Below are 12,803 nucleotides of genomic sequence, written 5' to 3'. Positions count from 1 at the left end.
AAACCGAGTTGGTACATCGTCAGGGACCGTGGCGAAATATGCAGGATCTGGAAATGGCCACTCTCGGCTGGGTCGACTGGTTCAACAACAGACGTCTACTCGGCCCCATCGGAAACATCCCGCCAGCCGAGGCAGAAGAGAACTTCTATGCACAACGCGACGTGCTCGATATGGTCGCGTGAAATGAAGCTATAGGTCTCCGACAAACCCGGGGCGATTCAATCTTATGGAAGCCGCACGGATCATAGATGACAGTCCTGCCCTGCGCAAAGCAGAGCAACACCACTTTGCGCAATCGGCCGGACAGGATCGCGGACGAAATCACCTGTACGGGCCCGCCGGAAAACGCGATTTCCTCTACGCATCCGCTGGCCGTTTTCACCGACGGAGCCCACATTCGGTGCAGGTCGGAATATCAAGAACGCCACCTCGATGTTGTAGTGGGCAAGGTCGAAAACCACGACATGTGCCGACACTTCGGTCTCGCGCCACAAGCCACCACCTCACCGGCGAAACAGCTTCATCGCGATTTGACGGCACTCGGGTGGGATGGTCGGCGATCAATCGCCGTGATTTCAGACGGTGAAGCGGCATTGCCGAACCTGATCAGGGGCGCCGCCAAGGGGCATATGCGACACATTCTCGACTGGTGGCACGTCTCGATGCGGGTTCAGCATGTAGAAAGCGCGATCAAGGGGCTGTTACAAGCTGAGAATCTCCCGGGAATACCTGTAATCTTCAAGGAACCCGCAGAGACCCTCCGATGGCACATTTGGCACGGCAAAATTCAGACGGCCGGCACCAACCTTCAATGGCCAATGGTCGATTGTGCAAGGTTGTCCAAAGATGATCCTGCGGTTCGGGAAGCGGCCGGCAGAGCGCTGGCGCGGTGCCGGGACCTTTACAGCAATCTCGCCAACAACATGTGGTCCCTGGTCAATTATGGACGGCGGTATCGCAAAGGCTCGGCGATCTCGACGTCGTGCGCAGAAGGTTGTGTCGATGACTTCGGAAACGCTTGCATGGGGAAACGTCGTCGTGTGAGATGGTCACCGCAGGGTGCCCACAACGTGGCAGTCACCCGAGCCGCTGTGCTCGATGGGCGTCTATCGGTCTCCAATGCAAAATTCGCGGCATGAAACCACCAGCTTTTGCCCACTCCCGTGACCGCCTGGCCATGTGCGGGAAAGTCCTGCATCCACACACATACAACAAAGTCACCCACGACCAAAGCCCCAGCCTATGGCTCGGGCAATTTGCAACGCCCTGGTTCCCATTGACCTGAACCCCTATTTGGGTAGGTGATCAAACCGATGTGTTCCAGGGCGTCTGATCGCCAAATTCCGTGCGTGGAATTCCGCGACCAAACTTCACAATCAGACTGGAACCGAGGCGCAGGCCCAGTCGTCTTCTTCCGGCAGTGGCGGGCAGTAGAGATCGTTTTCTACATCCCAGGAGCCGATTGCTGTGTATCCGCCCGAGTCCAAGCCATTGGCTGTGGCGTTGATGCCCACACCACCGGATATGTTGGAGTCCTGACCCAGCGAGCTGAACTCGGTGAAACCGAATGGTGCGTCGGTCACATCCTGCCAATTGATGTCCTGCAGGATCAGTGTGTGGCCACCAATTTCGATCGTGGTGTCCAGCGCGCCTGTGCCGACACCCGCATCTTCCTCCTGAACCACCGCTTGCTCGTCGAGCAGTTCGAAGATCCTGGTCCGGATCTCGGCAACCGTATTGCCCAGAAGACCTTCGGCGGATTCATCCACAGTGACGCGGAAGCCGATGACGTCCTGATCTTCGTTGAAGTCGAAGTCCCGGATGATGTCGGTGCCGTCGCCGGAACTGAACGAGAAGCCGCCATCGCCGTCGGAAGAGAGCGTCAGATCGGAGAAGAACACGTCCTTGCCGTTGCCACCGGTCAGATCATCATCGCCGGCACCGCCGAGGATGAAATCGTCACCGTTGTCGCCGTTGATGGTGTCGTCGCCTTCACCACCACCAAGGAAGTCGTCACCTCTTCCGCCGACCATGGTGTCGTCACCGTCACCACCGAAGACAACATCGTCACCGTCGCCACCATCCATCTGGTCATCGTCGGCACCACCGAACATAACGTCGTCACCGGTTTCACCCAGCATCCGGTCGTCGCCAGCCTGACCGAACATGATGTCGTTACCGGTACCACCAAACATGGTGTCCGCAGCATCAACACCAGGCTCTTCGGAAACATCAGGACCGCCTTCGCAGTCATAGGGACGGGCGAGTTCCGGAAGCGGGCTGTAGTCTTCGCAGATGCCGTTCTGGTCCAGATCCGCCAGGCCGCCAGTGCCGCCGAACATGATGTCGTCGCCGGCTTCGCCGTACATGGTGTCGCTGTCCGCGTTACCCTGCAAGACGTCGTCACCGTCGCCGCCAAGAATGGTATCCAGGCCATTGTTGCCTTCGACCCAGTCGTTGTCGGAGCCACCGTTCAGCGTGTCATTTCCATCGTTGCCTTTGATGGTATCGTTTCCGCTGTTGGTGTAGACATTGTCGTCGCCAGTGCCGCCATATGCGACATCATCACCCTTGCCACCTCTGATCTTGTCGTTCCCCTGGTCACCGACAAGGAAGTCATCGCCATTGTTACCCCAGATCTTGTCTCTACCTGTGCCACCGGACACGAAGTCATCGCCGCTCTGACCATACAGGCGGTCTGATTTTCCTTCACCGAAGATCCAGTCGTCGTTGCCGCCACCATGAATGAGGTCTTTGCCCTCGTTCTCGGAATCGCCTTCCGCCTCCGGGGCGGCGGGGATTTCACCGTCGTGCTTGCTGGACTGCGGCGCAAAGGACATCGGAGGGCAGTCCCAATCCGCTTCGCAATCGTAGGTCGGATGGTTCGGGAGTCCCGGGAAACCGGTGATATTGCCGTTGTCGCCAAACAGGATGTCGATACCGGCCGCACCGTCGACGATGTCTGCGCCACCGCCACCGCGCATGACGTCATGACCTTGGTCACCATTCATGGTGTCCTTGCCTTCGCCACCACTCATGGTGTCGCGACCACGACCACCGAACATCAGGTCGTCGTCGTTGCCACCGAACATGGTGTCCCTGCCGCCCTGGCCGTCCATTTCGTCGTTGCCGTTGCCACCGTACATGCAGTCGTCACCATCTTTGGTGGTGTCTGTGCCGTAGTTCAGGTTGTCACCCAGGCCGACCCGCACGTCACCGTACATCTCGTCTGCGTCGTCACCACCCAGCATGAGGTCATGGCCCAATCCGCCGGCCATCTTGTCTTCGCCGGTTTCGCCATCCATGCGGTCGTTGCCCGACCCACCATACATGAGGTCATAGCCTTCGCCGCCCCACATGACATCATCGCCGCCTTCGCCGTCCATGCAGTCGTTGCCCGACTCGCCGTCCATCCAGTCGTTGCCGTCCCGGACGCTGTCGGTGTCGATGGTCGCGTCGTCGCCTGACATCACGTCGTCGCCGGAGCCGCCCCACATGACATCGGATTCAAATCCGCCAATCATGTTGTCGTTACCCCATTCGCCCCAAATGCAGTCGTCGCCAGCTTCACCGTTCAGGTAGTCATCGTCGGTGCCGCTGATTGGCAAAAAGTCATAGTTGCCATCAAAGCCATAAATGTAGTCGTCGCCGTTGCCGCCATAGATGCTGTCGTTGCCGCCCAGACCCCAAAGACTGTCGTGGCCTTGCTCGCCGTTGATGTAGTTGGAATTTTCGTTGCCAAAGATAGTATCATCGCCACGACCTGCTTCAACGTGGTTCGCGTCATAATCCGACGTTAGCGTTCCAATGTCGTCGTCATCCTTCAGCTGAAGTACAGGTTCATCCAGATCCGGAAAGGGCATGTTTGGATCGCACTGTTCCCAATTGTCATAGGCTGTTGAAATAATAATCGGCATCTTCATCTCCACTTAAAAACGGACCGGCTTCCGGCCCTCGTTACCTTTCTGAAACCGTCGTATCCCGACGGAGAAAGTGAGCATGCAATGAGCTCTGTTTGGAGTAGACGGCGAAACAGGGGTTCCAACTGCCCCCATTCGGGGACGGAATTCGGATTTCTCGAAGATCTTTACAAATTGTTAGGATTTTGGTGGGTTGTCGCATCGTGAGACTCACCAAAGGCGGCCCGTGGACCGCCCTTGTTCGCGAATAGGTAAAGCACCATTCAGTTGCTTTCGCGCAAAGCCGTTTCCGCCCCGGCCATGAGCGGCCCCAGGACGTAGTCAGCGACGGTCTGTTCCCCGGTCGTAATCATGATCTGTGCCGGCATCCCTGCCTGGAGTTCAACATCTGGCAGAGCTTCTAGCGCGTCTTCGGATACCTGAACCTTCACCAGGTAGTATTGCAGGCCACTGTTCGGATCGGTCATCGAATCTGCCGAGACATGGCTGACAAACCCCTCTACCGGTGGGGTCGTCCGAAAGTTGTACGCGGTGAGGCGCACACGCGCCTCCAGCCCTTCCTTGACTTCTTCGACGTCTGACGGGCGCACGCGGCCTTCGGCCAGATAAACCGCATCTTTTGGCACGATCCTGAGGATTTCCTGGCCTTGCAGAACGACTTCACCGGGTGCCGCCACCTTCAACCCGATGACACGCCCGGTGACCGGCGCCCGAACCAGACTGCGCTCTCGGACATCCTCATTTGCCACAAGCCTCTGGCGGATATCAAATATTTGCTGCTTCACAGCCTGCCGTTCTGACGAGATCCGCATGGCCCGCTCGCGTCGAATTTGCAGGATGCGTTCCTTTGTTTCCGAAATCCGCTGGCGAACACCTTCGATCTGCGAAGCAACCATGCCCAGGTCACCTTCCAGAGCGATCTGGTTTTCGCGACGAGCAGTATAACGCGTCTTGGTGACAAGACCCTTGTCGAAAAGGCCCTGGATATCCGCGAGGTCGGTTTCGACGATATCAAGGCGTTTCTCTATGGTTTCCTTGCGGGTGATCTGGCCATTCAACTGCTGTCGCAACTCGTCCACGCGTTCTTCGAGAATGGCCGCCTGGCCATGCCATAGATCGGAGTTGGATCTGAAAAGTTCGTGCTGGGTCTGGGCCAACTCGCGGAAAGGGGGGTAGTTTTCGACCATGAGCGCCAATTCATCGGAATATGTAATCGCGTCGGCTTCGGCGAATTCAGCGGCAAGCCTGCTGTCCTGCGCCAGTGCATTGACCAGTTGGTTCAACAAAATGCGGTCTTGCGCCGTGGACATGACGGTCTCCAGTTCCACCAGAACCTGTCCCTTTCTCACCTGCTCTCCTTCAGCCACGCGAACCTTGCGTATCAGACCGCCTTCCAGATGCTGTACCGAGGGCAAATTGCCATCGACCCTGAAGCTGCCAATAGCGATTACGGCGCTTTTCAGCGGCGCCGTCGCTGCCCACATTCCGAGCCCGCCCCAGAATCCGGCGCACATCAAAACAAGCGTCAAAACGAGAAAACCGATCCTGGTGGGCGGCGCTGCGACTTGTGGTGCCGCATCGAAAAGCCGGTCTGGCAAACTGGGGTCAGTCGTGCGGCGGGGGGTGATTGATGTACTCATTCGACTCGTTCCTTCGCCTGCTCTTCGGTATTGCCACGTTTGTTTTTCAGCACGAACACATTGGCGTTCGCATCAGACTCGCTGACCCGTGCCGCGGTCGGCTGCGCCTCCTTGTTCAAAACGACGCTCGATTTGCCAAAGCGCACCATTCGGCCCTGTTCCATCACACCTGCATGGTTCACCGCTTCCAGCAGGCTCATCCGGTGGGTGACGACTATGACCACTGCGCCGTGCGCGGTTGCGGCCCGAATACCGCCAGCCAGAGCTGCTTCACCTTCGGGGTCCAGGTTTGCGTTCGGTTCATCCAGAACGATCAGTTTCGGATCACCAAAGAACGCTCGCGCCAACCCGATCCGCTGGCGTTGACCCGCTGACAACATATTGCCCTGTGGCCCAACCTGGGCATTGTACCCTCCGGGCAGTCCCAGGATGAGTTCGTGCACATTGGCGCGTTTTGCCGCTTCGACGATCTTTGAAGGTTGCGCATCAGGATCCATCAGGGCGATGTTCTCTGCGATCGTGCCATCGAACAATTCAACCCGCTGCGGCAAGAAGCCGATGTTGCGGCCCAACTGCTCTGCCGGCCAATCAGTCAGGGCCGCGTCATCGAGACGCACATATCCGCGCGTCAATGGCTGCAGCCCGACCAGCGCGCGCGCCAGTGTCGTCTTGCCAGCCCCGGAGGGCCCGATCAATCCCAGGGAATCGCCTGGGTTCAGCCGAAAACTCACATCCATCACCAGCGGATCCTGCCGGTTCGGCGACACCACCGTGACGTTTTCCACCGACAAGTAGCCCTCGGGTTCCGGCAGTTCCATCAGGTTCGCTTCGATTTCGGTTTCGGCCAGCAGCGCGTTGAGCCGCTCACGTGCCAGCCGTGCGGACAAGAGGGCGCGCCAGCCTGCAATGGATTGTTCAACGGGCGCGACAGCGCGTGCGAGAAGGATCGACGCGGCGATCATCATTCCGGGCCCCATCTGCCCGCCCAGGACCAGGATGACACCAACCGCCATGATGCCGATCTGAAGCAACATGCGGACCATCTTGGCGAGCGAGGTCAGCGACGCGATCCGGTCATTTGCCCGTGTGCCGAACAGGATCGATGCAAAGGACCTGCGTTGCCAACGGTTCACCAGCGTCGGCGTCTTGCCCATCGCGCGTACGATCTCGGCGTTGCGCAGTATTTCATCCGCCGAGGTATTTGCCTCGCGCACAGAATTGGAAGCGGCCTTGGCAGGGTCGCGGCCGGTCAGTTCGCTGATGATACCAAGACCAAGAAGAACCAGCAGACCAAGCGTCGCCACCAGCCCCATCACCGGGTGAAACAGGTAGATCAGCCCAACGAACAGGATTGACCATGGGGCATCCAGCAATGCGGTGAAAGATGGCGAAATCACAAACCCGCGCACCTCGTGCAGATCGCGCACGGGCTGTGTGTCTGATACCCCTCCGGTGCCGCGCACCACTGCCCCAAGGATGATTGGACCAAGACCCGCCTCGAGTCGATTGCCGAGGCGAGACACCAGACGCTGGCGCAATCCGTCAAAGAGCGCAAAAAACAGCAGGGCAAACACCGCCCCGATGGTCAACATCAACAGGGTTGCCATGCTGCCCGAAGACAGCACCCGGGTGAATATCTGAAGCATGTAAAGCGGGGCGGTCAGAACCAGCAGGTTCAGACAGAAACTGGCAACAAATACTGCAATGATTAGCCCGCGTTGGCCGTCGAAGACACGTCTTCTCTGCATGGTAATATCCTTGAAACAAGGGGCAGCGGATCAATTCGGCCCATTGGGCCGATCTGCTGCGCCGCAATAGTCAATATCGCAAATACGTCAAAAAACGCTCTCCGAGATCAAGCAAGGGCTGATGAAACCAGGCGCCCAGTCCCAACCCGGCAGAGACAAGAACTACCATCCAAAAAATCCGCGCCAGATTTGAACGGGACTTTGGCATGGTATCGCGAACAGCGTCGCCGATCGTCTGTGTCAGTAGTGGAGGCAATTCAATGCGCAACGCCGCTTCAAGGCTATTCAAGGAAGTTTCCATAGCATTAATGCGAGTGATCATATCTTCTCTTTGGGAAACGCTGAGTTCCGATATCTCTCCTGGCAGCTTCTCGAATTTTTCACCGATACGCTTGTGCAATTCGACAATGTCTCCCTTGCGCGCGTAACCGGACAATCCCGATCCCAGGGTGTTCTGCAACAGAACGACATCTTCCTGACTCAGAGTGGCAGACGGGGACGGCTGTTTCGCCGTTTCCTTCTGCACGGGATCAACGCCCTTTGGTGTTTGGTCGCTTTTAGGTAAATTCATATTCATTACGAACGCTCCAGTGCGGCCTGCCACGTCAACATCTGCGCCATTTCGGCGCGACATTTGACGTTCATTTTGGACAAGGCTCTTTTGGCATATGTGTTGAATGTCTCGATCTTGAGACCAGCAATTTCAGCCGCCTCGCGGTTGGAATGGCCTTCGCGGATCAAGGCGGCGACGCGCGCTTCGGACGGGGTCAGGCCCATGCTTCGGGCGAGTTCTTCGATCCTTTCATGGGCAGGCGGCCTTGGAAGCATCACGAGAATGAGACGCTCTCCAGTTTCAACCTGAACATAAGTAGACAAGGACATCGGAACATGAGCGGTCCCCGACTTTCCGCGCAGGATCAGAATAAACTCGATGCCACCCTTTCCCGCACGAGCATAGCTTTCGTCGATTGCAGCCTGCAGCGCGATGGTTTCTTTGTGCGTTGCACACACAAGGCGGTCCCCAGAGTCGCGCAGAAGCTGTCGCTCGGCCAGCAATTCATCTGCTGCCGCGTTCGTTCGCAAGACTCTGTACTTCTCGTCCAAAACAAGAATGGCCGCATTCACCTTTTGGCTGATCATCCAGAGCATGGCATCACTCGAAATATCAGGGCTGGTCTGGCCGCTGGCGTTCACACAGGCATGCCTCAAGCCCGGCCATACGCGACCAAGAAACGCTTCGGCCTCGTCCGGATCGTCAAGATCTCTGAAGGCCAAGATGTCTGTTGCACCACTTCCAAAGCGGCACTGGAAGGCGTGCCAATTCGGCGGCTTCGGAAGTTGAGGTGGATCAGGAATCCGAGATCGCAAGGAGGCCAGTTCTGATGCGCTCAGGTCTACTGGCGTCACAGTGAGCGGGCCCGCCGCCCGTCGAGCCGACACTGTCGCAGAGTCGTTCCGCGACGGCCCCACATTGGCCGAAGTAACGATCTGGCGCCCATGATCACAGTCAAGACTGACCGTCATGGTCTCGGCGAAACTGTCAAAGAAATCCTGCAGCAACTTGCTGCCAAACATACCGCTCGCGTTATTAAATCTGTCCTCAATCGTACCCATGAAAATCTCCCAAAAGAATTCATCACAAACAGTTAACAAAATAAGTTTATTTGTGGTTCATTATGTAATGATCACTCCCAAATATTGCCAATTAATTCTTATTTCGAAAAGATTACATCAATGACGACTCAATTTAAATCGCACCGAATGGGCAGGAGATTTTTGGAGAAACCTATCCAAAGGGATAGTAGGAAAAGAAAATATCCATGCTGATACATTCGGGCAAAGGGAATTGTTGCGAGAACGAGAACGCTTACCACTTACGACGCAAGTGTCGTCAAAGTTCTACTCCTTTAGTAGTGCTACTCTCTCTATTTGACCACTATTTCAGGGTTTTAACTCTATGTGATCAGGTATTCACCAGAAAACGAATCATTCCTCGCTCACCAACAGCCGACATAAGCCGTATTTCAACCCTAAGTTTATCTATTGAATTGATCACCTTTTGAAAGGTTGTGTGATTCTTGCGATTCGCATAATCTAACTGCTTGATAAAACATACATGCAAAATTCATGATCCGCTTCCGCACAAGCCATGCTAAACTCCAGGTCGGGAATTGAAGGATCTTTTCGTATCGGTACGTCCAATTCGGAAGGGTATGCAAATTTGGTATTTTGGTGTTGATTTATGGCATTTTCGTTAGTGTCCGAACGCGTCTTGTTTCGGGAAATGGCAGCGTGTTATTGCTATGGTGAGGGGTTTGACGTCCAAGGCCAGTATTCTAGATTGACCGATATTCCCGATGATTGGACTGGAACTGATGTTGTACTGTTTTTCTCGGATTCATGCGATATAGACGAAATCGGAATTTCTGATTTTCAATTGCGCTTTCAAACCGCGAGGATCGTCTTATTGATGTCTTCAAGCGTTCCGGAAGAGGTGATCAATGCGCTGACACCTCGTATCGATGCCCTCATCATGGATGACCGATCTCTTCAGACCCTGACGGGCTTCCTGACGGTCGTTCAGGAAGGTTTCAGCATTTCGCCGACCAATGTGCCCTTGACGTCTGCGCAACCTTGCGTGCTGCCTTTCCAATCCTCCGAGCCGCTCAGTCCCGCAGTGGGTCTAGACAACGACCCAGGATCGCAGGCTGTCAGCACAAATAGCGACGCCTCGATCATTCTTGGCCGATTGTCACCCCGCGAACGCGAGGTGTTGCGACGGCTGCGCAATGGCCAATCCAACAAGGATATTGCAAAACAGCTCGATATCGTGGAAAGCACGGTCAAAGTTCACCTGCGCGGCTGTTTTCGCAAGATCAGAGTGCAGAACCGAACGCAAGCCGCCGTATGGGCCGCTCAACACTTGCCAGAATGATCAGCCTGACACCACCGGCCCTGTGATTTGACCGTTATCCGATCTCTATCGCTTATTGATGTTATCCGCCCGGGATCATTCGCGAATGTAGTTCCAGGCATCTGCGCATTTGTCGAGGATAATCTCGTAGCTATCGAGGACTTTGATGGCGGGTTTGTCTGCGCGCAGGTATTATCAGACATTTTCCATTGGGTTGAGTTCGGGCGCGTAGGGCAGCAGCTTCAGGAGGGCTTATCCGCATCTCACCCTAAATGCGAATGCACCTGGGGCCGACCGAGTAACACACCTGCGGGAAACAGCACCATTGGGCGCAGCGTTCAACCAAGCTAATCGTCCCGCCACGGACGCAAGCCCGATCCGCGCCCTAGTCAGACGGGGTGGCCGCGGCAGCCTGTTGAGGCCTGGCGGTGAGCTTCCGAATGGATGGTGTGCTCCACGTCAATGCCATAATAACAAGGCCGATCATTGCGGCAATTGCGGAGACATAGAACGGCAAGTGTATTGAGATGCTCATCAATCCCCCTCCGGCCAGCGACATGATTCCGCCCGCAAGACAGAAGATTGAGGTTGTGACACCCATGATCCAGCCTTGATCAGCGCCCCCTACGCTGCCTGAAAACAGGCCCAGCAGTGTCGGATAGGATACGCCGAAAATGAAATAGAACAGAAAAATCGGAATGAATGTCAAAACCGCGACAGGGATGAGCGCAAAAGCGAGAGCGCAAACCATCATCGTGCCAAGGCTCGCACCAACAATCGTGCGTTTCCCAAACCGCTTCTGGACAGGGTTCACAAGGAACGTACTGCTCGTCGCCAGCGCCACGCCGATTACCAGCATTGCAACACTACCGCCGACGACTCCATAGCCGAATGCGCTGGTCAGGTAGTTGTCGACAAATATGTAAAGGGTGACATTCGCAATCATGAACAAACTGTAGACAGGCAGTAGAAGCAACACGACCGGATACTCGGAGACCCGCCAGAGGCTTTCGAAGATCTCGCGCGGCCGAAAGACGTAGGGAACACGGTCTGCACGAATATCGTTAAAACAGAACAACACCAGCGCCATCGCGATCAGCACCATAACGAATGCAGCGTAAAACGGCAGCGTAAAGCTTGCGACACTTCCGATGATGTCAGGATCGGACAATAGCCCTCCGATGATCGGCCCACCGACCAGACCAAAGCTGACCCCGGTGACGATGTAGCCCATATTGCGATCCCGGTCGGCCTCGTCGGTGCTGCCGTCAATCATTGCAGCCTGAGCAATCGGTTGGTTGCCAGCGGTAAACCCGGTGATGGCACGTCCGAGCACCAGGAGCCAAAGACTGTTGAACATGATCGCGGCGATGGTGATTGCATATCCCGCCAACGCCCCGGTAAGGCAAATCAACAAGGCATTCTTGCGGCCAATCGAGTCCGAGAGCTTCGAGACGTACACAACACCAAAGAACCATGACAGAAAGAAAATCCCGACAACCAGACCAAAATTGAAATGGCGCATACCCAGTCCGGTTGCCTCTGGCAGAAAGCCGGATTTGGGACTCATGATCAACGAATTGATTATCGGAAACACAAGACCCTGACCAATGAGGTCGACGAAGACCACGAACATCAGGGTGATCCGGATCAGCGGCGTCATCATATGCCTCCCAACAACGGATGTTCCCGAAATGGAATGCCGTCCCCGTGATGGTGCAGCTTCAACCCTCTTCGATCAAGAGTAATCAGGGTGCAGGTGCGCTGACACGGCACCGCATTTCTTCACTTCCGGCGGCATCGCGTGCCGAGCGGAAGGGTCAGACGGTATTATGATCCCCCCTGCCCCATGCAGCGTCAACCGGCGTGCACAACAGGGCCCAGCCAGATCGCGAATTGCTCTGGCCTGTTCGGTTGATCTTCGGGGCGCAGAAAATGCACTGCATCACGCAGCACCCCTGCCCTTTTCCGGCCGTCCCGAGACCACCACCTAGGCCTCAGCCGCCCGCAGCGCAAGCCGCTGCCGCAGCAAGGCCTGGGTGATGTCATCCCACGTCACCGCAAGATGCGGATACGCCAGCGCTGCGCTTGACAAAAACGCCACATCTTCAGCAGCTTGTGCAGGTCCGGAGGTGACCCGGGACAGTATCCGGGGTAAGGTATAAGTATGACTTGGGAGTGGGCAAAACTTGGGGGTCAGGCGGCCATTCTTGAGACATTCAATCGCACATCTAGGACAGCGGCTCTTGCGACAGCGACCGCATGTGCACCCTTGGGTGACCATCTCATTCGCTGCCGTTTACCCATACGCGCATTTCCAACGTCGTCGACGCACCCTTCCGCTCGGGAAGATGAAACAGCAAAACCATTTCTGTGTCGCCAACCATAATCGGTGGCCCACGGCGAATTCATCATGATGGGGGCCTACACCGGTTATGTGGTGCAGCAGATCATCCCGGAGGCATCGTCAAGTTATCGGAGTTTCTGTCGGCGAAAGCCGTGGCACTGGATCTCAGGCAGCCTTCAGCTCACGCGTGGTGTCGTCCCAAATCCAGTGGGCATCGGCTCTGGTTTGGCGATA

Annotated in this window: 7 protein-coding genes and 3 pseudogenes; 3 read left to right on the top strand and 7 right to left on the bottom strand. The window is 56.1% G+C overall.

Features of this window, described 5'->3' with window-relative positions; translation table 11 throughout:
* Together QO231_RS25245 and QO231_RS25240 are read left to right on the top strand one after the other, a co-directional pair.
* A pseudogene (locus QO231_RS25245) lies at window positions 1–182 on the top strand (IS3 family transposase); the annotation flags it as partial.
* 32 nt (window positions 183–214) lie between these two features.
* Window positions 215–1,139, top strand: a pseudogene (locus QO231_RS25240) (ISKra4 family transposase); the annotation flags it as partial.
* A 237-nt stretch (window positions 1,140–1,376) separates the two neighbouring features.
* On the opposite strand, the gene QO231_RS25235 reads toward QO231_RS25240, so the two are convergent.
* From QO231_RS25235 to QO231_RS25215, 5 genes are all read right to left on the bottom strand, one after another.
* Window positions 1,377–3,917 (bottom strand): calcium-binding protein, encoded by a 2,541-nt coding sequence (locus QO231_RS25235; RefSeq protein ID WP_316782844.1) that lies wholly within the window; start codon window positions 3,915–3,917, stop codon window positions 1,377–1,379.
* Between the two features lie 266 nt (window positions 3,918–4,183).
* A complete protein-coding gene (locus QO231_RS25230) occupies window positions 4,184–5,560 on the bottom strand; it encodes an HlyD family type I secretion periplasmic adaptor subunit (RefSeq protein WP_316782842.1) in 1,377 nt (458 codons plus the stop codon).
* On the bottom strand, window positions 5,557–7,308 hold the full coding sequence (locus tag QO231_RS25225; RefSeq protein ID WP_316782839.1) for a type I secretion system permease/ATPase: 1,752 nt from the start codon (window positions 7,306–7,308) through the stop codon (window positions 5,557–5,559). Before QO231_RS25225 ends, QO231_RS25230 begins: the two co-directional genes overlap by 4 nt.
* Before the next feature lie 70 nt (window positions 7,309–7,378).
* A complete protein-coding gene (locus QO231_RS25220) occupies window positions 7,379–7,885 on the bottom strand; it encodes a hypothetical protein (protein ID WP_316782836.1) in 507 nt (168 codons plus the stop codon).
* Window positions 7,885–8,922: a LuxR C-terminal-related transcriptional regulator gene (locus QO231_RS25215; RefSeq protein WP_316782833.1), complete on the bottom strand. Its 1,038-nt coding sequence runs from the start codon at window positions 8,920–8,922 to the stop codon at window positions 7,885–7,887. Before QO231_RS25215 ends, QO231_RS25220 begins: the two co-directional genes overlap by 1 nt.
* 727 nt (window positions 8,923–9,649) lie before the next feature.
* On the opposite strand from QO231_RS25215, the gene QO231_RS25210 reads away from it, so the two are divergent.
* Complete coding sequence (locus QO231_RS25210; protein ID WP_316782830.1) at window positions 9,650–10,243, top strand: LuxR C-terminal-related transcriptional regulator; 594 nt, start codon at window positions 9,650–9,652, stop codon at window positions 10,241–10,243.
* A 364-nt stretch (window positions 10,244–10,607) separates the two neighbouring features.
* Here the strand turns inward: QO231_RS25210 and QO231_RS25205 are convergent, their stop codons facing one another.
* Both QO231_RS25205 and QO231_RS25200 read right to left on the bottom strand, forming a co-directional pair.
* The gene (locus QO231_RS25205; RefSeq protein WP_316782827.1) at window positions 10,608–11,885 is read right to left on the bottom strand and encodes an MFS transporter; all 1,278 of its coding nucleotides are present in this window, start codon (window positions 11,883–11,885) and stop codon (window positions 10,608–10,610) included.
* Between the two features lie 533 nt (window positions 11,886–12,418).
* Window positions 12,419–12,613, bottom strand: a pseudogene (locus QO231_RS25200) (ISKra4 family transposase); the annotation flags it as partial.
* Window positions 12,614–12,803: the final 190 nt, after the last annotated feature.

Source organism: Sedimentitalea todarodis (genome assembly GCF_032595355.1).
GTDB lineage: Bacteria > Pseudomonadota > Alphaproteobacteria > Rhodobacterales > Rhodobacteraceae > Sedimentitalea > Sedimentitalea todarodis.
Note: the sequence above shows the minus strand (reverse complement) of the source record. Positions and strands in the feature narration are given on the sequence as shown.

Bases quoted from the DNA above. Each gene is read 5' to 3' on its own strand.
- QO231_RS25235 (WP_316782844.1), bottom strand. From the start codon at position 3,917: ATGCCGATTATTATTTCAACAGCCTATGACAATTGGGAACAGTGCGAT.
- QO231_RS25230 (WP_316782842.1), bottom strand. From the start codon at position 5,560: ATGAGTACATCAATCACCCCCCGCCGCACGACTGACCCCAGTTTGCCA.
- QO231_RS25225 (WP_316782839.1), bottom strand. From the start codon at position 7,308: ATGCAGAGAAGACGTGTCTTCGACGGCCAACGCGGGCTAATCATTGCA.
- QO231_RS25220 (WP_316782836.1), bottom strand. From the start codon at position 7,885: ATGAATATGAATTTACCTAAAAGCGACCAAACACCAAAGGGCGTTGAT.
- QO231_RS25215 (WP_316782833.1), bottom strand. From the start codon at position 8,922: ATGGGTACGATTGAGGACAGATTTAATAACGCGAGCGGTATGTTTGGC.
- QO231_RS25205 (WP_316782827.1), bottom strand. From the start codon at position 11,885: ATGACGCCGCTGATCCGGATCACCCTGATGTTCGTGGTCTTCGTCGAC.